General features: G+C 39.5%; 24 protein-coding genes. 15 read left to right on the top strand and 9 right to left on the bottom strand.

All coding sequences use genetic code 11. From position 1 onward, the window contains the following. Positions 1-28: 28 nt before the first annotated feature. The 6 genes from GH754_RS14080 to GH754_RS14105 all read left to right on the top strand — a co-directional run bounded on the left by GH754_RS14080 (position 29) and on the right by GH754_RS14105 (position 4,445). Positions 29-763, top strand: coding sequence for a lysophospholipid acyltransferase family protein (locus tag GH754_RS14080; RefSeq protein ID WP_153729328.1), 735 nt, complete (start codon positions 29-31; stop codon positions 761-763). A gap of 5 nt (positions 764-768) precedes the next feature. Continuing rightward, positions 769-1,437 carry an SOS response-associated peptidase gene (locus tag GH754_RS14085; RefSeq protein WP_153729329.1) on the top strand — a complete coding sequence of 223 codons (669 nt, stop codon included), beginning with the start codon at positions 769-771 and terminating at the stop codon, positions 1,435-1,437. Positions 1,438-1,701: 264 nt separating this feature from the next. Then, the gene (locus GH754_RS14090; protein WP_323742030.1) at positions 1,702-2,220 is read left to right on the top strand and encodes an RNA polymerase sigma factor; all 519 of its coding nucleotides are present in this window, start codon (positions 1,702-1,704) and stop codon (positions 2,218-2,220) included. Continuing rightward, positions 2,217-2,663 (top strand): anti-sigma factor family protein, encoded by a 447-nt coding sequence (locus GH754_RS14095; RefSeq protein WP_153729331.1) that lies wholly within the window; start codon positions 2,217-2,219, stop codon positions 2,661-2,663. The genes GH754_RS14090 and GH754_RS14095 overlap by 4 nt, the downstream gene beginning before the upstream one ends. Further along, a complete protein-coding gene (locus tag GH754_RS14100) occupies positions 2,656-3,768 on the top strand; it encodes a hypothetical protein (protein WP_153729332.1) in 1,113 nt (370 codons plus the stop codon). The genes GH754_RS14095 and GH754_RS14100 overlap by 8 nt, the downstream gene beginning before the upstream one ends. After that, a complete protein-coding gene (locus GH754_RS14105; RefSeq protein WP_153729333.1) occupies positions 3,765-4,445 on the top strand; it encodes a hypothetical protein in 681 nt (226 codons plus the stop codon). The genes GH754_RS14100 and GH754_RS14105 overlap by 4 nt, the downstream gene beginning before the upstream one ends. A gap of 65 nt (positions 4,446-4,510) precedes the next feature. On the opposite strand, the gene GH754_RS14110 is transcribed toward GH754_RS14105, so the two are convergent. From GH754_RS14110 to GH754_RS14125, 4 genes are all read right to left on the bottom strand, one after another. After that, positions 4,511-4,717, bottom strand: a complete 207-nt coding sequence (locus tag GH754_RS14110; RefSeq protein WP_153729334.1) for a hypothetical protein — start codon at positions 4,715-4,717, stop codon at positions 4,511-4,513. A gap of 5 nt (positions 4,718-4,722) precedes the next feature. Next, a complete protein-coding gene (locus tag GH754_RS14115) occupies positions 4,723-4,890 on the bottom strand; it encodes a hypothetical protein (protein ID WP_153729335.1) in 168 nt (55 codons plus the stop codon). A 5-nt stretch (positions 4,891-4,895) separates the two neighbouring features. Further along, complete coding sequence (locus tag GH754_RS14120) at positions 4,896-5,063, bottom strand: hypothetical protein (protein WP_153729336.1); 168 nt, start codon at positions 5,061-5,063, stop codon at positions 4,896-4,898. A gap of 278 nt (positions 5,064-5,341) precedes the next feature. Further along, the gene (locus GH754_RS14125; protein ID WP_153729337.1) at positions 5,342-6,745 is read right to left on the bottom strand and encodes an alanine/glycine:cation symporter family protein; all 1,404 of its coding nucleotides are present in this window, start codon (positions 6,743-6,745) and stop codon (positions 5,342-5,344) included. 169 nt (positions 6,746-6,914) lie between these two features. Between GH754_RS14125 and GH754_RS14130 the strand changes: the two genes are divergently transcribed. Genes GH754_RS14130 through GH754_RS14140 form a run of 3 tightly spaced genes read left to right on the top strand, consistent with a single transcriptional unit; the run spans position 6,915 to position 8,515 of the window. Then, entirely contained in the window at positions 6,915-7,385 is a 471-nt protein-coding gene (locus GH754_RS14130) for a low molecular weight protein-tyrosine-phosphatase (protein WP_323742042.1), read from the top strand. Further along, the gene (locus tag GH754_RS14135; RefSeq protein WP_153729339.1) at positions 7,382-7,669 is read left to right on the top strand and encodes a YtxH domain-containing protein; all 288 of its coding nucleotides are present in this window, start codon (positions 7,382-7,384) and stop codon (positions 7,667-7,669) included. Before GH754_RS14130 ends, GH754_RS14135 begins: the two co-directional genes overlap by 4 nt. A gap of 15 nt (positions 7,670-7,684) precedes the next feature. After that, the gene (locus tag GH754_RS14140; RefSeq protein ID WP_153729340.1) at positions 7,685-8,515 is read left to right on the top strand and encodes a YihY/virulence factor BrkB family protein; all 831 of its coding nucleotides are present in this window, start codon (positions 7,685-7,687) and stop codon (positions 8,513-8,515) included. Between the two features lie 35 nt (positions 8,516-8,550). Here GH754_RS14140 and GH754_RS14145 read toward each other — a convergent pair whose 3' ends face one another. Together GH754_RS14145 and GH754_RS14150 are read right to left on the bottom strand one after the other, a co-directional pair. Then, the gene (locus GH754_RS14145) at positions 8,551-10,488 is read right to left on the bottom strand and encodes a heavy metal translocating P-type ATPase (RefSeq protein WP_407690673.1); all 1,938 of its coding nucleotides are present in this window, start codon (positions 10,486-10,488) and stop codon (positions 8,551-8,553) included. Between the two features lie 253 nt (positions 10,489-10,741). Next, positions 10,742-11,926, bottom strand: coding sequence for an MFS transporter (locus GH754_RS14150; RefSeq protein WP_153729341.1), 1,185 nt, complete (start codon positions 11,924-11,926; stop codon positions 10,742-10,744). A 180-nt stretch (positions 11,927-12,106) separates the two neighbouring features. Here GH754_RS14150 and GH754_RS14155 point away from each other — a divergent pair, with 180 nt between their 5' ends. Beyond that, positions 12,107-12,913, top strand: a complete 807-nt coding sequence (locus GH754_RS14155) for a YfkD famly protein (RefSeq protein ID WP_153729443.1) — start codon at positions 12,107-12,109, stop codon at positions 12,911-12,913. 22 nt (positions 12,914-12,935) lie between these two features. Here GH754_RS14155 and GH754_RS14160 read toward each other — a convergent pair whose 3' ends face one another. Then, complete coding sequence (locus GH754_RS14160) at positions 12,936-13,778, bottom strand: mechanosensitive ion channel family protein (RefSeq protein WP_407690674.1); 843 nt, start codon at positions 13,776-13,778, stop codon at positions 12,936-12,938. Between the two features lie 126 nt (positions 13,779-13,904). Between GH754_RS14160 and GH754_RS19485 the strand changes: the two genes are divergently transcribed. From GH754_RS19485 to pdaA, 4 genes are all read left to right on the top strand, one after another. After that, positions 13,905-14,057, top strand: a complete 153-nt coding sequence (locus tag GH754_RS19485; protein WP_194841366.1) for an SE1561 family protein — start codon at positions 13,905-13,907, stop codon at positions 14,055-14,057. Positions 14,058-14,215: 158 nt separating this feature from the next. Continuing rightward, positions 14,216-15,514 (top strand): Na+/H+ antiporter family protein, encoded by a 1,299-nt coding sequence (locus GH754_RS14165; RefSeq protein WP_153729342.1) that lies wholly within the window; start codon positions 14,216-14,218, stop codon positions 15,512-15,514. A gap of 73 nt (positions 15,515-15,587) precedes the next feature. Further along, entirely contained in the window at positions 15,588-16,859 is a 1,272-nt protein-coding gene (gene hisD / locus GH754_RS14170) for a histidinol dehydrogenase (protein ID WP_153729343.1), read from the top strand. A 62-nt stretch (positions 16,860-16,921) separates the two neighbouring features. Next, complete coding sequence (pdaA, locus tag GH754_RS14175) at positions 16,922-17,710, top strand: delta-lactam-biosynthetic de-N-acetylase (RefSeq protein WP_153729344.1); 789 nt, start codon at positions 16,922-16,924, stop codon at positions 17,708-17,710. Positions 17,711-17,770: 60 nt separating this feature from the next. On the opposite strand, the gene GH754_RS14180 is transcribed toward pdaA, so the two are convergent. Next, positions 17,771-19,039, bottom strand: coding sequence for a S8 family peptidase (locus GH754_RS14180; protein WP_153729345.1), 1,269 nt, complete (start codon positions 19,037-19,039; stop codon positions 17,771-17,773). Positions 19,040-19,206: 167 nt separating this feature from the next. On the opposite strand from GH754_RS14180, the gene GH754_RS14185 reads away from it, so the two are divergent. Further along, a complete protein-coding gene (locus GH754_RS14185) occupies positions 19,207-20,076 on the top strand; it encodes a DNA-3-methyladenine glycosylase family protein (protein WP_323742031.1) in 870 nt (289 codons plus the stop codon). Positions 20,077-20,407: 331 nt separating this feature from the next. On the opposite strand, the gene GH754_RS14190 is transcribed toward GH754_RS14185, so the two are convergent. Beyond that, positions 20,408-20,779, bottom strand: a complete 372-nt coding sequence (locus tag GH754_RS14190) for an SLAP domain-containing protein (RefSeq protein ID WP_153729346.1) — start codon at positions 20,777-20,779, stop codon at positions 20,408-20,410. Positions 20,780-20,901: the final 122 nt, after the last annotated feature.

The following is a 20,901-nucleotide window of genomic DNA, read 5'->3' on the forward strand; positions in this document are numbered from 1 at the left end:
TAGAAAGAAACATCGGGAGGAGAATAGGATGAGGACGATATGGACATATTTGAATGCAGTTATCTTTGTCTTGCTATGTGTGTTCCCTTTACAAAAGGTGAAAAAGATAAATCGTCAATCGTTAACACCAGAACAATTGGATGAAATTATTTTTAAGGTTCCAAGAAAATTTGGACAAAAAACCCTTTGGTATACTGGTTCAAAAGTAGATGTTGTAGGCAATCAGAATTTTCCTCAAGGGCCAGTCCTAATTGTCGCGAATCATCAAGGGAATGTAGATATTCCACTTTTATTAGGTGTTTTGGATAAACCGTTTGGATTTATCTCTAAAATAGAAGTAAAGAAAATTCCTATCGTTCGAACGTGGATGAAGCAGATGCATTGTGTGTTTTTGGATCGAAACGATAAGCGACAATCTGTAAAAGCATTTCGACAGGGGATAGATGTTTTAAAATCAGGTCATTCGCTCACGATTTTTCCCGAGGGGACGAGAAGTCAGCAGGATGTACCGAATACCTTTAAAGCGGGGAGCTTTCGCTTAGCTAAAAAAGCTGGTGTACCCGTTGTCCCTGTTGCCATTCACGGAACCTATAAGGTAATGGAAGCCAACCGAGGATTTATTAAACCTTCCCATATTAAGCTCACCATTTGCGAACCTATTTCAGCTAAGGAGGTAGAGGAGCTTAGTTTAGATGAACTTGCCAAACGGAGTGAAGGTCAAATTGTTGAGGCGATTCAACAATCAAAACAAAGTGAGGAGTGATGGAAATGTGTGGTCGTTTTACTTTGCTAGCTGAAGAGTTAGAAATTTTGGAGGCTTTTGGTCTTGGCCATAAAATAGAAGACTATCAACCACGATATAACATCGCACCAGGTCAATCTGTTCTTGCTATTGTTCATGATGGGGAAGAGAATCGTGCAGGCTACCTTAAGTGGGGACTCGTTCCATCCTGGGCAAAGGATCCCTCTATAGGCTATAAAATGATAAACGCACGAACGGAAACGGCTGCGGAAAAGCCCAGCTTCAAACGGTTAATGGAACGAAGGAGATGTTTAATTGTAGCTGATAGCTTTTACGAATGGAAAAAGGTCGGCAAAGAAAAACAACCGCTTCGGATTTCATTACAGGACCGCAAGCTTTTTGCATTTGCTGGTCTATGGGACCGCTGGCAAAAGGATGAAGAGGAAATGGTGACTTGTACGGTTTTAACAAAACAACCGAATGAATTCATGGCGGAAATTCACAACCGAATGCCAGTCATTTTGCCAAAGGAACAGGAGCTAGAATGGATTCAAAATGGACCCAAACAACCTGAGGAAATGAAAGAGTTCTTACTTCAGTTACCAAATGAAGAGCTTACAGCCTACGAGGTAAGTACATACGTGAACAATGCCAGAAATGAAGGAGAAACATGTATTGCACCATTGGCAGATTAACAGGATAATACAGATAATGAGTGCTGACTAAGGAGATCTTAGTCAGTTTATTTTTTATACTATCAGAATTTATATGTTAATTAGGTAGATAGTATAAGTGCAACTAGGCAATCGCCGGCGCCTTCGGCTTGGCACTAGCCAAGTTTTCTTTAAGATAAATTTTTTCAAATGTGTAGGGTTTTCTTGCGAAGAAGACGTCTATTATTGTGGAAAGCGTAAGAAGGGAGGGGGAGCATCATACAAGACGAACCATTAATCCAAAAAGTGAAGGAAGGTAACCAGCAAGCTTTACGGATGTTGATTGAGAAATACAAACATCATATTTTCAAAGTTACCTTCAGTGTAGCCAAAGACGTGCAAGAGGCTGAAGACTTGACCCAAGAAACCTTCTTAAAAATTATTGATGCTCTCCCCTCGTATCAATCACAAGGTTTTAAAACGTGGATAAGTCGGATTGCCCACAACACAGCCATTGATTCCTTTAGGAAGAAAAAACGAAGGCAGGAGGACTTAACCTCTTTTGATGAACCCATCTTGCACATTCAACAAGAGCAGAGTGCCGAGAATGAAATGCTTTCAAGGAATCAAAAGATAAGAGTTCAGGATGCTATTCACTCTATGCCAGCGAATTACCGCGATGTTGTATATGACTACTATATACGGGAAAAATCGTATGCCGAAATTGCAAAGAAATTAGATATGGCAGAGAAAACAGTCGAAATGAGACTTTATCGAGCTAGAAAGTGGATGAAACAATATTGGAAGGAGGATGATTTTTCATGACGGAGCATATAGATCGTGAGCTGTTGCAAAAGTACGTCGAGACCCGGGTTGACGAACAGGAGCAACTGAAGATTGACGAACACCTTAGCGAATGTGAATCGTGCTTTGAATCGTATTTGAATATCATTGACGATTGGACGATTGACTTTTCTGTTTCCGATTCATTTACCGACGAGACGATGGAATTACTTCAAAAGGTGCAACCATCAGTATCCGAAAAAAATCAATTCTCAACTTCCAAAGACCATCGCAATAAAACGCTTAGAAACTATTTTCTAGCAGCTGGCTTAACGATTATTTTAATGTTTACAGGAGTGTTTCAAATGATATTTAACCTTAGTGATCAAATAGATAAGGAAAGCAAGCCATTTTCAGAACAATTAATGGAAATAGATTTATTTGCACAATTCGACCAAAGAGAGGGGGAACAAGAGAATGAATAAATCACGTTTATTTGCCTTTTTGCTGGCGTTTATTCCGGGGTTTGGACATATTTATTTGCAGCGTAGAGTACGAGGGGTTCTGTATGCGCTAGGATTTGGCGGTGCGGCCGGGCTTGCCTTTATTATGTTAGTTATGGCTCCTTATGAAGGCCAAATTATAGCATTACTTTTAGCTGGCATGCTGTTCATTTGGATTATCAATATGATTGATATGGTTATGACGTTATTAATAGGATCAGGTATAGCGAATAAAACAAATCATACCGCCATGCCTGACCAGAACGTGGATGACCAAGAAAATCAACCAATAAATACAGATTCTCAAGAGCGTTTCTTAACGATTGTACTATCCTTTATCCCAGGTGTAGGACATTTTCATTTAGGATTAAACTACCGAGGGTTAACTTTTTTAGCAGGTTTCTTCGGTTTAGGTACGATGATTTTATTTGTCACCATCTTAACCCATCAGGAAGGATTTTTGATTTTTGTCCTCGCCTTACCCATTATCTGGATCTATAGCTTGTTCGATACAATTCAGTTATTAAATAAAAAGCAAAAAGGTGAAGCGCTAGAAGACCGTTCCATTATGGAGGATTTAGAACGACATCGTGAAAGTGGCCGAAAAAGCAAGGCGATTACCACCGTATTATCGATTTTCCCTGGTGCGGGCCACATGTATTTAGGACTACAGCAAAGAGGATTACAGCTAATGATTGGATTCGTTCTATCCATTTACGTATTAGATATTTTACGTATGTCTCTCTTTCTCTTTTTGATACCTGTAATCTGGTTCTTTAGCTTTTTCGATGCACTACAACAGCAGTCGCGTCATGAAGTAGGCGAAGCAAAAGATGTTCCTGTCATTAAATATTTTGTAAACCATCGTCGCTGGCTAGGAATCGGGTTGATTGTACTAGGAGTCTTCTTTATTTTCGATTCCATTTTAGTTCCAGCATTAGGGGAATATTTCTATCAACATTTTGCCTTTGATATCCGCTATTACTATTATCGATATCTGCAAATTGGTGTTGTATGTTTATTACTTATCGGGGGCGGAATTAAGCTACTCATGGGATCAAAAGTGAAAGGAGGAGAGCAGCAATGAGGGAATGGCGTATTGGAACATTTTCGATGGGGATTCTTCTACTTGTATTAGGAATCACGCTACTACTATCAAATTTTGCAGGCAATATTGATTTAGTCCAGGTTGCGCTGACCTGGTGGCCTGTGGTTCTGATTACAGTAGGCCTTGAGATATTGCTTTATCTCTTTATTTCCAAAGAAAAGCTACCATTTTTAAAATTTGATTTTCTCTCTATTATATTTGTTACTGTCATTGGATTTATTGGCATTGGATTCTATCTTTTGAGTTCATTTGGCATTGTTGATCAGGTTAAAGCATCAATTTCCGAGGAGGTTCAGACTGGGGCTTTGCCTCAGATTGAATATGACCTTTCTGATGATATTGAAAAAGTTGTACTGATAACAGATTATGATCAACCAGAAGTGCTCGAAAGTGATAAAGGAGACCTAGTGATTTTCGGAAGCTATGAAACTTCAATGGAAAATGCCGATAACATAGCAGAAGAGGACATAGCCCAAATGGTAAAGACGGGTAACACTTTATACGTCCAGTTACTTCGTGGAGACTATCAATCCGGCATGTTCTACAAGCAAACAAACTTCCGACCAAAAGTATCTATTCCAGCATCCGTCGAGGTCGAAGTGACCAATGACTATGAGAGAACAGCATCTGTATATGAAGAAAAAGCAGTTCACTAATGCTTGCTGCTAAGGGGGCTATTCCAGAGTGGGATAGCTCTTTTTTAGTGAGGAGAGTTTAGCATTTAGGTGGGTGCCTGGACTTTTGTGAGTGCGGCACAAGATGAGAGTGTCCGGACTTTAGCAAAAGCGTCTCCGACTATAGCATCTTTACCGTAAACATTAGCAAAAGGGGAACGATCTTTAGCTGGAACCGGTGCAACTACAGCAAACAGAGCTGACTTCAGCATATCGACCTGGATGTTCATCAAAACGATGCTCATCTTCAGCATTCCAGCTAGCGCCCCCGGACTTTAGCAAAAGCGTCTCCGACTATAGCATCTTTACCGTAAACATTAGCAAAAGGGGAACGACCTTTAGCTGAAACCGGTGCAACTACAGCAAACAGAGCTGACTTCAGCATATCGACCTGGATGTTCATCAAAACGATGCTCATCTTCAGCATTCCAGCTAGCGCCCCCGGACTTTAGCAAAAGCGTCTCCGACTATAGCATCTTTACCGTAAACATTAGCAAAAGGGGAACGATCTTTAGCTGGAACCGGTGCAACTACAGCAAACAGAGCTGACTTCAGCATATCGACCTGGATGTTCATCAAAACGATGCTCATCTTCAGCATTCCAGCTAGCGCCCCCGGACTTTAGCAAAGGCGTTGCCAACTATAGCATCTTCACCGTAACATCATCAAAAGCCGAGGAATCTTTAGCCGAAGCTAGTGAAACTTCAGCAAAAAGAACCACCTTCAGCATAACAATATGGATGTTCATCAAAACATGTTAATCTTCAGCATCCCGGCCCCGATCCATCCCAAACTTATCCCGGCGAGCAAGCCCCACCCCCGTTCCCACACAAAAAAAGAGCCGCCTCACCTGAGACAGCCCCTCAAACTAAAAACTCTTATGCATCTGTAGAAACATTACCCGATTTCTGCTGTTCCTTCTCTTTCTTAGCAATCTTCATAAAGTGGTTCGTCTCAGCTACAACAACACCAGATAGAGCTAAGAGTCCCACTAAGTTTGGAAAGGCCATTAAGCCGTTCATCACATCGGAGAAGGTGAACACAACATCCACAGTAACTACTGCACCGATGAAGATAAATAGAACGAAAACATAACGATAAACTTGAACACCTTTATCTCCTACTAAGTATCCAAATGCTCTTTCCCCATAATATGACCAACCAAGAATAGTTGAGAAGGTAAAGAATAGAACACCTAAGGTTACGATATAGGTTCCGGCTTCACCTAGGAATTGAGCGAAGGATGCACTTGTTAATACGGAGCTATCCATGCCGCCTCCATATTGGCCAGCCATAACGATGGTAAGACCTGTGATGGTACAAACCACAATTGTATCAATAAATACCTGTGTCATGGATACCAATGCTTGACGTGCAGGGTAGTCCGTTTTAGCGGCAGCCGCGGCAATTGGTGCAGAACCGAGACCTGCTTCGTTAGAGAATAGACCACGAGCAACACCGAAACGGATTGCAGCCCCTAGTAGACCACCAAAACCTGCTTCAAGGCTAAATGCTTCCGAGAAAATAACAGAGAAAGCATTACCCACTAAGTCAAAGTTCATAACAATTAAAATAAGACCACCAGCTATATAAAATGCCGCCATAATTGGCACGAAGAAAGCTGTTACTTTCCCGATTGCTTTAATTCCCCCAACTATAACAAGTCCAGCTAAAATGGTAAATGCGATACCTGTTACGAAAGGAGGAATATTAAATGTGTCTTCAAGGGATAAAGCAGCTGTGTTCGACTGGGTCATATTTCCAATCCCAAATGCAGCTAGTGATGCGAAAATCGCAAATGCGATACCAAGACCTCGTCCGACTTTTTTGTTCTTTAGACCATTTTCTAAGTAATACATCGGTCCGCCGGCCATTTCACCTTTAGAGTTCTTAGTCCGATATTTTACGGCCAAGAGCGCCTCTGCATATTTCGTTGCCATCCCTACAAGCGCGGTGATCCACATCCAAAATACGGCACCAGGTCCACCTGCAACTACCGCGGTAGCAACCCCGGCAATGTTACCTGTACCAATGGTTGCCGCTAGCGCTGTAGTTAACGCTTGATAATGGGTGATATCCCCTTCTTGCTTACTGTCCTCTTTGCGGAAGACTAATTTTAGTGCGTAGGGCAAGGTTCGGAATTGTAAAAATAACAAGCGAAAAGTTAAAAATAGTCCAGTACCAACCAGTAGAATCAATAATGGTGGACCCCAAATCACACTACTAATTTCACCTAAAAATGCTGCACCTTTTTCATTGAATGTTTGTAAAGCTTCTAACAATGGATTCCCCCCTCAAATAAAATTATAATTGCCTTATATAAAATATTCTAAAAATTCGGTTAAAATGTCAAGTGTAATTACAAAAAAATACAAATATTTTTCGGTTTTTCGCTATTATTTGATATATTTAAGGAAAATAGAATGTTAACAGTAGGTGATAAGAGTGAAAATTAATGTATTGTTTGTTTGCTTAGGGAATATTTGTAGGTCTCCAATGGCGGAAGCAATCTTTCGGCATTTGGTTGAAAAGGAAGGATTATCTGAAAAAATCACTGTAGACTCAGCGGGGATTGGTCATTGGCATGTGGGGAATCCTCCGCATGAGGGGACACAGGAAATTCTTACACGAAACTCCATCGACTTCAAGGGAATAAAGGCTCGACAAGTTGAAAAGTCTGATTGGGACGAGTTTGCATATATTATAGCAATGGATGCACAAAATATAAAAGATTTACAAGCACTTCAACCCAGCGAAAATGCTGAGGTCAAACGGTTGATGGATTATGTACCAAATGCCAAGGAAGAAAATGTACCAGATCCTTATTTCACTGGCAACTTTGATTATGTTTACGAGCTAGTGAGGGAAGGCTGTGAGCATTTGTTACAAGAAATTAAAACGAAATGGGAGGAACGATTGTGAGTAAATATCATTGGAAACGTAGAGTTTTAATGGGGGCTGCAATTGGCGCTGCATGTTCACTTTTTCACCGTGAAACAAGAGAAGGGGTTAAGGAATATGGTCGCGAGCTGCTTGGAAAAGCGAAGGAATATCGTCAGCAGCCTTCAAAAGCTTTTGAAGATTTACGATCTACAATTGAAGGAATTGATTATTATGCAGATGCCATTATTAAACAATTAAACGAGGCGGACTCTGTTATTGAAAAAAAGCCAACTCATCATAACGAAACACAACTTCTAAATTAATCATAGGTGTAAACCATGCTACGAAAATTCAAACTTTTTTTCAAAAGGATGTTTAAACGGTATTTTGATGATGACGTTGGAGGGAGAGCTGCTCAGCTTTCCTATTTCTTTCTGTTATCTCTGTTTCCTTTCATTATTTTTTTGCTTACGCTGGTAGGTTATATTCCCATTACAGTCGAAAACATCCTATCTCTAGTGGAACAATTTGCACCAGGGGACACGATGGTCTTAATTGAGGAAAATGTAGACAATTTAATGAAGGAAAGAAATGGGCAATTGTTATCTATCGGGTTAATTACTACTCTTTTTATTGCTTCAAATGGGGTCAATGCTTTAGTAAGGGTAATAAATTTAACCTATGAGGTTGAGGAAACAAGGTCATTTATCGTAGCCAGATTGATTTCTATCGTGTTAACAGTGGCGATGTTTTTCGTCATAATAATAGCGTTATTACTGCCTGTGTTTGGGAAACTGATTGGGACATACATTTTTTCTTTTTTTGGAGCAAATGATGAGTTTTTGCAGGTGTGGGGAATGTTGCGTTGGGTGATTTCCATTGTCGTAATGGGGGTTATTTTTACGTTTCTTTATAAATTGGCGCCTGAAAAACGTGTAACGATTACGGAAGCCCTACCAGGAGCGATTTTTGCTACACTTGGTTGGCAAACGGTTTCCTTAATCTTTGCATTTTATGTTGAAAACTTTGGTCATTACAGCAACACCTATGGCAGCTTGGGAGTTGTGATTGTTCTTATGATTTGGTTATATTTATCAGCACTAATTATCATCTTAGGCGGAGAGATGAATGCAACACTATATAAAATGAAGAGAAAAGGATTGTTGTAAAAAGAGGCCTTCCAAGTGGAACGCCTCTTTTTAACTTATTGCCCCTTTAATAGTCGTACCCCATTTAAGATAACCAATATTGTACTTCCTTCATGTCCAATTACTCCTAAGGGTAAATTCAATGCTTGTAGAAAATTGGATAGGAGTAATAGGGCAATCACGGATATGGAAAAGACGATATTTTGCTTAATGATACGATTCATTTTTTTAGACAAGGAGATGGCATATGCAATTTTAGATAAGTCGTTTTTCATGAGAACTACATCTGCTGTTTCAAGCGCAACATCGGTACCTTCACCCATCGCAATACCTAAATTAGCAGTTGCTAGAGCAGGTGCATCATTAATTCCGTCGCCAGTCATTGCAACAGATTCATATTTCTGTTGAAGCGTTTTTAATCGATCGACTTTTTCTTCTGGTAAGCAATTGGCATAGTACTCATCAATATCACATTCCTCTGCAATGGCTTTTGCTGTTGTTTCATTGTCACCCGTGATCATGACTGTTTTAATACCTTCTCGTTGTAAAATTGTGATGGCTTTTTTTGCAATATCACGAACCGTATCCTTTAAGGCAAAAAGAGCAACAACCTTATCATTTTTGGAAACAAAGACAATGGTTTTTCCCTCTTGAGCCAGTTTATGAGAAATCCCGTTCTGAAATTTGTTAGTCTCGTTTATACCAATAAATTCAGGTTTCCCGATTTTCCATCTGTCCTCTCCGACTGTTGCGTGCACACCATTTCCGCTCACATTGGTCATATTTTTTACCTCAGCATCAATTAGAATATCTTCACCACAAACATACCTTACCACTGCCTCTGCTAAGGGGTGAGTGGACTCTCTTTCGATGGAACCAATCACATTTAGAATTTCTTTTTCGCTTACGTCTGTATCAAGATAAAGGTCTGTTACTTGAGGTTTTCCGTTTGTTAAGGTTCCAGTTTTATCAAGGGCTATTGCTTTAATATTGGAGAGATTCTCTAGGTGTACGCCACCTTTAAATAAAATTCCCTTCCTCGCCCCGTTGGAGATAGCTGAAAGTGTTACCGGCATAATGGATGCAACAAGGGCACAAGGAGATGCCACAACGAGAAAAATCATCGCCCGATAAAATGTATCCTGCCAGCTCCAGCCTAATAAATAATGTGGGAGTACCATCATTAAAGTGGCACTGGCTAAAACAATTTTTACATATGCTCCTTCAAAACGTTCGATAAATAACTGAGAAGGGGAGCGCTCGCTTTTTGCGGATTGTACTAAATGAATTATTTTTTGGAATAGGCTCTCGCTCGGTGATTTGGTTAGCTCGACGACAAGTGTGCCGCTTAAATTAACAGTACCGGCAAAAACCTGGTCTCCAAGTTCTTTATCAACAGGCATGGATTCTCCTGTAATGGTAGCTTCATCTATAGCTGTTTGCCCCTTTATGATTTTTCCATCAGCAGGAACGCGTTCCCCAGCTTTCACGAGGATTTCATCTCCAAGTTCAAGGGAAGAAACAGCGACTACTTCTTCTTTATTACCGGTAATACGTAAGGCCTCTTCTGGCTGCAGGTCCATTAAGGCAGAAATCTCTTTTTTGCTTTTGTTCATCGTATATGTTTCTAAAGCACCGCTTAGTGCGAAGATAAAAATCAGGATGGCTCCTTCCATCCAGTAACCGATTATGGCTGATCCGATCGCAGCGATAATCATGAGGAGTTCTACGTTTAAATCCTTGTTCTCAATTGTTTCCTCAATACCCTCTTTGGCTTTAGCAAATCCACCTATAATAAAAGCTGATATATAAAGAGGAATGGTAATACTGTCAGCAACAAACGATTCTGATATCCAGGCAATTAAAATAAGTACACCGCTAAAGATTGCAGCAGCTAATTCTATATGCTTGTAAATACTCAACATCCATTTTGGTGTAATCGAATGCTTAGAGTCCTGTTTTTCATTAGCTGGATAGGATAATTCTATCCCCATTATTCTCAACTCCTTTATATAACTGATAATAATTATCGTTACTGAAAACCAGGGATGAACAAGCAGTTTGGCTATTGATAATAATTATCATTACTATTAATTTATAACTATTATAATCTAATCACTATTATAATAACACATATTCTAAAGGAGTCAATTCAAAAGTATAGAGGAGTTGTTAAGGTTTCGTGTAGTATTTGTGAACAACAAAAACCCCGTGGATCTGATGTATCCATGGGGTTTGATATGCAACTTATGAGTTTTCTGTAGCAAGTTGAGTTGGTGTTTCGCGCTTAAACAAAATGGCTATAAAAATAAGGATAAGAGCAGTAGTAATAATATGAAAAAAGGATAGATTAGGGAAATGGTCGATAAATATACCGCCAATGGATGGCCCGATAATACTTCCTGTGCTAAAGGCAATGCCACAAAAAATATTTCCAGCCGGTAATAACTTTTTGGGTAGTAAATCTGTCATGTATGAAATACCAAGTGAAAATAATGAACCAACAAACATTCCGGCAACGGTGAACGTGATAAACAACCATACCACGGAGTTTTCAAAAATAGATGCTACGAAAAAGGTAACAATCCCGCCGCTGATGACGTATAAAAGGACCTTTTTTCTGCCAATCTTATCACTGAGGGCTCCTAAAGGAAGCTGAGAGATAATACTTCCTAATGCAAAACATGGAATAATAATGGAAAGAATATTTACATCATGGCCGATACGCAGACCATAGACGGGAAAATTTCCATGTAGAGATGCCTCTAGAAACCCATAGCCAAATGGGGGTAAAAAAGCAACCCAGGCAATTTTAGCAGCTTGTATAAAACGTCCTATTGAGCTGCTACTAGTACTTGTATCTACCTCATCTTCCTCAGTTTCAGGAATTTCATTACGAACGAGAAACATTAACGACCATACAATTAAGCTTAACAATGCACTAATTAGAAATGGTAACGACACATGGATATCAATTAAAGTCGTCATTAGTGGTCCAAGTGTAAATCCAACACCAAATGAAAGACCGTACAGCGCGATATCCCTTCCACGCCGGTCTGATTGAGCTGTGGATGTAATCCAGGTTTGCGTGCCGAAGTGAAGGATGTGATCCCCAATGCCTATCATTAATCGAAGAACAAACCAAAACCATAATGCCTCCCAAAGGGTGAACAAGAACAGTGATGTAAATACTAAAGCGCCCCCAATCAGAATCATAGGCTTGTAACCAATTTTCTGTAGCGGTTTTTCCATAAAGGGAGCAGCAATTAATACCCCTATGTATAATCCTGTTGCATGCATGCCGTTGATAGAGGAGGAAATTCCGCTTTGCTCCAGAATTACGGCGATGAGTGGTAGTAGCATCCCTTGTGAAAATCCTGATATGGCGACCAGCGAGACTAGTATGTAAAAGCGTGCTCGTGTTGAAACCATAAGATCCTCCTTTGTCTCGTTTTTTGTACAAACTGCTTCCATTGTATCCTATTTTCATGTTAATCGGTATTAAATTGATGTACTAGTAAGGAAATTCTGCCTGGGACGCATTTCTATGCATAGATTTATTTTCGATGACAAAAATAAGAAAAAATAAAAGGAAAGGTTGTGATGGAACCTATGAAAAAGTATATTTTTGCTGTGATTTCTACCGTCCTCATTGCAGCAATGGTTTTTCCTAGTGCACTTTTAGCTAAGGAAGTAAAAAATGAAGAAGAATCCCCAAACAAGATTCCTAGCCATGTTTTAAATATATCGAAAGAAAATACTTATCCAAACTCCAAAAAGGACCAGACCCATTTGGAGCCCAATGAACTAGCGAAGGAATTGATTGATAGTGCAAAAGTGAAAATAGAGAATCCCGAATTTATAAAAATGCTGAATGAATCAACCCTTAAGCCGTCCAAAATCGCATTTGGCTATCGTGGTGAAATTTACTTAGGACACTGGCCGCTTCAGTATAAATCTGATGAATCTAGTGTGAATTGGGAGTATCAGGAAATTAATACGAACGTTTTAAATAATTTAGGTGGCAAGGAGAAAAAGACCCTAAATTATGTACAGGAGAAAGAGAAGCGGGTGAAAGGAGGACTGACCTCCAAAACGAATCGGGCTGAGGATGTAAAGAAGATGATTCTTCTGAAGGCACAGAGTGATTCCGATTTACCACTCTCCTTTGAAACCGTAATCGGAACAGGCACGAAAAAGGACCAAACCTATGGTGTTCCATCAAAAAACGTTGGTTATCTTCATGCGTATGCTCCCGCTTTAAATGAAAAGGGTGTTGTAACATATGGGGAAGTATACTTGGTATTGAAGGGTTCTAAGAAAAAATTAGAGGTTCGAAATGTCACCAAACAAGGCATTGGTGCATGGCTTCCTGTTCAAGATCATATATCTTTTTCATTTCAGTTGAAATCGAATTAATTTAGGAAAAAGTCCGCACCCGTTATTCACTGGGAGCGGACTTTATATCAACATGTTGCATAGCCATTTGAATGTTGTTCTGATAAAGGGCTTCTGCAATAATCATACGAGCTTCCTTTGCGGCTGAGAAGAACACTTCATCATTTGTTAACCCAATGATGGTAAATTTATATCCTCGGAAGCCGTCGTTTAATGATGACATTCCATATACCTGAAACTGTTCGAATGGCTCACCATTGACGTCTTTTTTAAGATAATGGTCAAGCTCTTCATTTAGGCGTACACACACATCTACCAATACTTGATACACTCGAGTGGGGTCCTCATGGTAACTGGTTGTAATATCTTCAATTATTCTCATCTGGTCAATATTGTAATTTTCAATGGAATTGACCCGACCATTACTAATGGTTATGAGTTTTCCGCTCCATTCACGTATTTTTAAAAAGCGTAAACCAATATCTTCAACTGTCCCTGTAAAGGTGTTATTAACTGTGATAAAATCGCCTTTGTGCAATTGTTTTTCATATAATAGGAAAACGCCAGATAAAAAATCACTAATGACACTTTGTGCACCTAAACCAATGACAATACCTGCAACACCTGCTCCTGCTAATAGGTTGGTAACGGGAACGTCAAATACGGTAAGTGCAAAGATGATATAGCCGAATGTTGCGGTATATCGGACAATAGATTTGATCATCGCCTCTAGGGTTTTCTCTTCACGTTCTTCAATAAAGTTCGTGCGTTTAAAGAAGGTATTCACCACACGGCGAATGAATTTAACAATGATAATCGTAACTATAGCACCAATAATCAGCTTAGTAATTTTTAAATCAGCGAATGAATTCCAGTATTCTTGAATTAGATTCCAAAAATCTTGCAGGGAATTCACGGCTATTTCTCCTCCTTAGCGTTTAGATGATTAACCATTATATTGAAAAAAGTAGCATAGTAGCTAATGAAATTACATGATGAAGGGTGAAAGAATATGAATGAACAACAGGATAAAATTTTAGAATTAAGACAGAGACTTGAGGACGTAATGCAACGAATTGAAGGAGTCTCACCAGATCAGATGACAGTAGACGACATAGATCATTTTATTAACCTGCTTGACCAACTTGAAGAGAAGTGTAGATAAGTGCTATCTATTATTGTATAAAATTGCCTCATTATTTTTTTAATAAATGAGGTTGATTTTTTTATTTTAATGCTTTATCATATTAAAGTGTTAACACATTAGAGAACTAGAGAACTACGAAGCGAAAAGATATATATTTTGAAAAGGGAGATTTTTTTATGGCAGCAGCAGTAATTGTTTCAGTACTTGCTATGGTTATTTTAAGTTTATTACGCGTCAATGTCATGGTATCTATCATTATATCAGCATTGATTGCTGGTTTGATATCAGGGGAAAGCTTAATTCATACGGTTGAATTACTAGTCGAAGGAATGTCGGGCGGTGCAAATACAGCCTTGAGCTATGTTCTTCTCGGTGCATTTGCAGCAGCTATTAGCTATACAGGAATTACAACGATTTTAGTGAAATCATTAATTAATGTTATTAAAGGAAAAAGAGGGATAATGCTCCTTACGATTGCCGGAGTTGCTTCGTTATCCCAAAACCTAGTTCCTGTACACATCGCATTTATTCCGATATTAATTCCACCATTACTAACATTATTTGACAAAATGAAGGTAGACAGACGTGGAGTGGCCGCCGCTTTAACATTTGGTTTGAAGGCACCTTATGTAATGATTCCAGTTGGATTTGGATTGATCTTCCACGAAATTATTAGAGATAGCATGGTGGAAAATGGCATAGAGATAGGGATGAACGAGGTCTTTAAGTCCATGCTGATTCCAGGATCAGGAATGATTGTTGGTTTATTGATTGCTATCTTTATTAGTTATCGTGGAAATCGTACCTATCAAACTAGCAACGATGTGGAGGAAGACTTCGAGGGCCAAGACGTAACTTTTCAGTTAAAGCATGCTTTAACGATTGTGGCAATTTTAGCGGCAGTTGTCGTACAAATACGGACTGGGGACTTAATCCTAGGTGCCCTAACTGGTTTAATTGCTATGTTCATATTGCTCGTCGTTCCGTTTAAAGAGGGCGAGGGCGTCATGACTGAAGGAATTAAGATGATGGGCATGATTGCTTTCATTATGCTTGTTGCATCAGGATTTTCAAATGTCTTAAAAGAAACAGGATCTGTCACAAATCTTGTAGAAGTGACTTCAGGTATGCTTGGTGACAGTAAATTATTTATTGCTATTATCTTATTATTAGTTGGGCTTGTCGTTACGATTGGAATTGGAACATCATTTGGAACCATCCCAATCTTGGCTGCGTTGTATGTACCAATCGCAACAGCAGCAGGGTTTTCGCCGATGGCTATTGCAGCATTAATCGGAACAGCAGGTGCACTTGGTGACGCAGGTTCACCAGCATCTGATAGTACACTTGGACCAACATCAGGTCTAAATGCAGATGGAAAGCATAACCACATTTGGGATACATGTGTACCAACATTCTTACACTACAACATTCCATTAGTTATTTTCGGCATTATCGCAGCTCTAGTCTTATAAATATTTTAGTACTTTAAAGCATGTGGGGACAGTCCCCACATGCTTTAAAGGGATAAAGGGGGATGAAGGAAGTATGCTAAAGGTTGTTAAGGATCAGGTGAGGATTACAAGGACGATTTTAGATGACAATGATGACCAGTATGAAGCGGTGAAAACGATTCTGAAGGATGTGAAGGAGAACAAGGATGAGGCCTTGTTTCGCTATACCGAAAAGTTTGACCAGGTTCAGCTTGAGCAATTAAGGGTAGCGAAGTCAGAAATCATTGAGGCTTACGGGCAAGCAGAGACAAGCTTTGTAGGGGCGATCAAAACAGCAATTGAGAATATACGAGATTTTCATGAAAAACAAAAGAGACAAAGCTGGATGGATACTAAACCTTCAGGAACCATTCTAGGACAGCTGATTCGTCCTTTATCCATGGTTGGGATTTATGTACCTGGTGGAAGTGCAGCCTATCCATCCTCTGTATTAATGAACGCCATTCCAGCTCAAGTGGCTGGGGTAGAAGAGATTGTAATGGTGACACCACCAAATGCTGAGGGAAAAGTGAATCCAGGAGTTTTAATTGCAGCGAACGAGCTCGGGCTAAAACAAATTTATAAAATTGGTGGCGCACAAGCGATTGGAGCGCTAGCTTATGGAACTGAATCTATCCCTAAAGTCGATAAAATCACAGGACCAGGTAATATCTTCGTAGCACTTGCGAAAAAAGAGGTCTTTGGATTAGTGGATATCGATATGGTAGCGGGTCCTAGCGAAATTCTCGTTCTTGCTGATGAATCCGCACAGCCTCATCTAGTTGCAGCGGACCTACTATCACAGGCTGAACATGACCCGATGTCCTCTGCCATTTTAGTTACAACATCAAACGAAATTGCTATGCAGGTGAAATCAGAAATTGCCAAACAGCTTCAAAATTTGCCGCGCAAGGAAATTGCGGAGCAGTCCATACGAAATCAAGGGACAGCATATATTGTTCCAGATGTAGATACGGGGATTCAGATGGTGAATGATTTTGCGCCAGAGCATTTAGAGGTCATTGTTGAAGACCCTTTTTCACATGTTGGCAAAATCAAAAATGCCGGAGCTATCTTTTTAGGTGAAAATAGTACGGAAGCCATTGGTGATTACTTCGCAGGTCCCAATCATGTACTCCCAACAGGAGGCACAGCTAAATTTTCTTCACCTTTAAATGTAGATGATTTTATGAAAAAATCGAGCTTAATTTCATATAGTCAAACAGATTTACAAAACAATGCAGATGCCATAACTACACTTGCTCAATTTGAACAGCTGCAAGGTCATGCCAATGCGATTATTTTTCGTAAACAGAATGAATCGTGAATGTAATTAGATATGCCTGCAAAACCTAAGCCTATGAATAAAGGGAAAAGTAGGTGAGTGGCATGTCTAAAAGGAAACTCGTTTTGCTTTGGCTAATTGTTATTTTTCTTATCGCGAGCCCTGTTTCCAATGTATATGGCTATGATCAAACCACTTTTGGCTGGGGATATAAGAAAAATACCGAGCATAATCCGCCTGATGCAGGGAAATATGGCAAAATGTTGGATCAATACAATAGCTTTTACGTAGATAAATCAGGAGAAAAAGTCGTTTATTTTACGTTTGATCTTGGCTATGAAGCGGGACACACAGACGAAATTCTAGATATTTTAAAAGACAAGAACGTTCCAGCGGCTTTTTTCTTGGCTGGCCACTACATTAAAAGTGCTACTGATTTAGTGAAAAGAATGAGGGATGAAGGACATATTATTGGAAATCATTCCTATAATCATCACGAATTCACTACGATCTCAGATGAAAAAATCAAAGAGGAATTAGATAAAATTAACGAAGAACTGGAAAAGCATGTCGGGATAAAATCCACTCAGTTTGTAAGACCACCAAGAGGGGATTTCAGTGAACGGACACTTGCAGTTACCGAGAAGCTTGGTTATACAAGTGTATTCTGGTCAACTGCATTTGTGGACTGGGGCGAGCAAAAGGGCTGGCAGTCAGCCTATAAAAACATCATAGACCACATTCATCCTGGTGCTATAATTCTTCTTCATGCGACATCAAAGGATAATGCGCTAGCACTTGAGCATTTGATTGATGAGCTGCGAAAGCGGGGCTATAAGTTTAAAAGCTTAGAATACTTACTGTGGAAGGAGACGCTTCCTTTTCATTTTTGATTAAATTAAAGGGCGGTAGCTAGCCGCCCTTTAAAGCCATCGAATTTATCTAATAAGATGTTATTGAACTAGTGGGAAACCAAACCCAGATGCAATATCATCGCCTACACCAGCACTCGATCCAAGAGTAATATCATTTTCCTTTGCATTTGACTGTAAATTTGCTCTTAATTGAGTGTTAGAAAGACTAGGGTTTGTTGCCCACATTTTAGCAGCTAGCCCTGAAATATGAGGGGTAGCCATAGATGTTCCACTGATTGTGTTATAACCCCCATTATTCCAAGTAGATTCAATAGCTGTACCAGGAGCAGAAACCTCTACATCTCCTTCCTCAATTGAAAAATCACCTGCACCCCCATATAAACCTCTTGAAGAATAAGAATCTACCCCATACTCTCCGTTATTTCGTGAGTTTTCAAGAGCAGCAACAGCAATTGCGTTTGGAGTAGCCCCTGGATATCCAATTGTTCCCGCGTCAGGTCCGCTATTACCTGCTGCAGCAACTACAAGTGCACCCTGGTTGACTGCATAGTTAACAGCATCGGTGATCAACGGACTTTCAGAGCTAGAGCCTAGTGACATTGAAATTACGACATTTTCATTTAGTTGATTACCTTGGTCAGCTGCGTGTTCAATGGCATAGGCAATATCATCTGCATAACCAGAGCCACTATTCCCCAGCACCTTATAAGCCCAAAGGTCCGCATTAGGAGCAACTCCATATACACCAAGTCCATCAGTACCGCCATTCCCTAATACAGTACCTGCAACATGAGTACCATGGCCATTTCGGTCATCACATGAACCAACCGTTAATGCGGAGGATCTTTTGGTGAAATCCTTACATTGTTCAACATTATTGACTAAGTCTGGGTGACTCGTATAGGTGCCTGTATCTAGGACAGCTACGTTGACACCTTCACCGCCAGTGGTTACTGAAATGGATTCATCATTATAAATGGCTTCAATTCCCCAAGGAGTTTGGTCAGAAGGAGTGGATTTGCGATTACCATTTTTCGGTGATGCCTTTCCGTTATCTGGGTTATGGATAGAAATTGTCTTAACTTTTGAAACCTCGACATGGTCTAGTCGTTCTAATGTCGTTAGTTGTTGAGGAGTAACCGAAGTGGTAAATCCTTTAGTGCCAAATTGATGTCGGACCCCGTGTTTGGCTTTAAGTTCCTTTTCTTTGTTTGGATTTTCAGATTTAATCAAAACTCGAATTTTTTCTGTCTTTTCACTTGCTTGGATAGAATCAAATTGAGCCATAGCTAGTAATAATGCCAAGCAAGATAATCCAATGTAAAAGCTGAGTCGAAATTTCTTCATAAGTATTTTCCTCCCTTTTTTTAGAATACAAACCATTTCTATGTGCCACGGTTAGGAATCATAACATTCTGGTTAAAATGGGGAGGAAAATGAAGCATGCGAATTAGATGATGAAAAATAGTATGGTAAGATATTCATATATTTCTTAACTAGAAGGGAGAGGTGTGATGATGTGGACGGAAACAATCAGGGCAATTGGACCTTTTGATTTCGACTATGCCTTATTTCGATTAAGTTTTGACCCACTTATGGACTTGGATCGTGATGGTCGATGGGTACGTGTTCCTTTCAAAATAGGGGATGACAAGCATATTGTAAAAGTTAAAGCGACAGGGTCAACAGAGCAGCCTGAATTTCAAATTAGTGGAGATTCAGATCAAGATAAAAGTCAACTAATTCGTGAGGTTGAGGAAGTCTTCCAATTGCATTTAGATCTCAAACAAATACATAATCATTTTTCCGATACAAAGTTAGCGCCACTGTTTGCGAAATATCCTGGAACACCGGTAGTGAAGGAATTTAATCGCTTTGATGCCCTAATGAAGACTATTGTTCATCAACAGCTTAATATGAAATTTGCTTATACTTTATCAATGCGGTATGTTCAAAACTTTGGAGAGGAGGTCGAAGGTGTATGGTTTCAGCCTACACCAGAAAAAGTAGCAAGCTTAAATTATGAGGAATTACGGAAGCTGCAGTTCAGTCAGAGAAAAGCAGAATATGTAATTGATACATCACGAATGATTGTGGACGGGAAGTTGAATCTAGATGAGCTAGCTGAAAAGCCGAATGAAGAAGTGATAGAGACCTTAACAAAGGTTCGCGGTATTGGCTTTTGGACTGCTGAAAACTGGCTACTATCTGGATTAGGAAGAGATAACCTGCTTCCTGCTGCGGATATTGGGATACAAAACGCTTTGAAAAAATTCCTTAATCTCGATTCGAAGCCCAAAAAAGACGATATTTACACAATGGGGGAGGAATGGAGTCCATACCGGAGCTATGCAGCCATTACCCTTTGGAGAAGTATTGAATAAAACCTCATCAAGTCCTAAGCCTTGTCTTTACGTACACTTCCCTTATAAGACCTGACTTAGGATTTTGAGGCTTAGTCATTTAACATACATGATGTTTGTCCCAAAAAAGTATATTTTACAATAACCTTAACGACGTTTTTTGCTGAATTCCTTCAAAAGTTTCCGCCCTTCTGTGGTTATATAGGCATTTTTATTGTTTAACAACTGCTTGGCGAGATTGGAATTCATCTCATAGGACTTAGACATGGTGTTCCTCCTTTCCTATACATTACTAATGTATTCAGAAGGAGGGGGACTGAAAAGACAAGTGTACCAATACATACGTGGATTTTTAGGTCTTCCATTCTATAAGAGCGTTTTCCAGAGAATTTTCACCCAAGCTATTTTCAGAAAAAATAAAGGTCCAAGGCATACTTGTGAACGGTTCGAGTGTGAATGGGATTGTAAAAGTATGCTCAGCAATAACCTTTTGATGATCAACTAGACGTAGCTCGATCTCATCAGTAGGAAAAGACTGATTACCTCGATTATGAATAAGTGTAGTGACCAAACATTCCCCTTTATGGTTCATAGCTAGCCAAAGAATGATGATTTCTAAGTCCTGATGGCGATTCTTCGTTTTCTCAAATTCCTTCTCAATCCGTTTACGATCCTTTGATGATAAGGTTTTATCCCAAGCATTATGAAAAACAAGCTTTTGCATATACAACCCTCCTGTAATTAGTTATATCATATTTGTTAACCATTTCGAAAATTGATGATTTTCATCTTACTGTTTAGAATATTATGATAAAATTTACATTAGTAAAATAGAAATAATAAGAG

This window comes from Salinibacillus xinjiangensis, from assembly GCF_009649735.1.
GTDB classification, from domain to species: domain Bacteria; phylum Bacillota; class Bacilli; order Bacillales; family Alkalibacillaceae; genus Salinibacillus; species Salinibacillus xinjiangensis.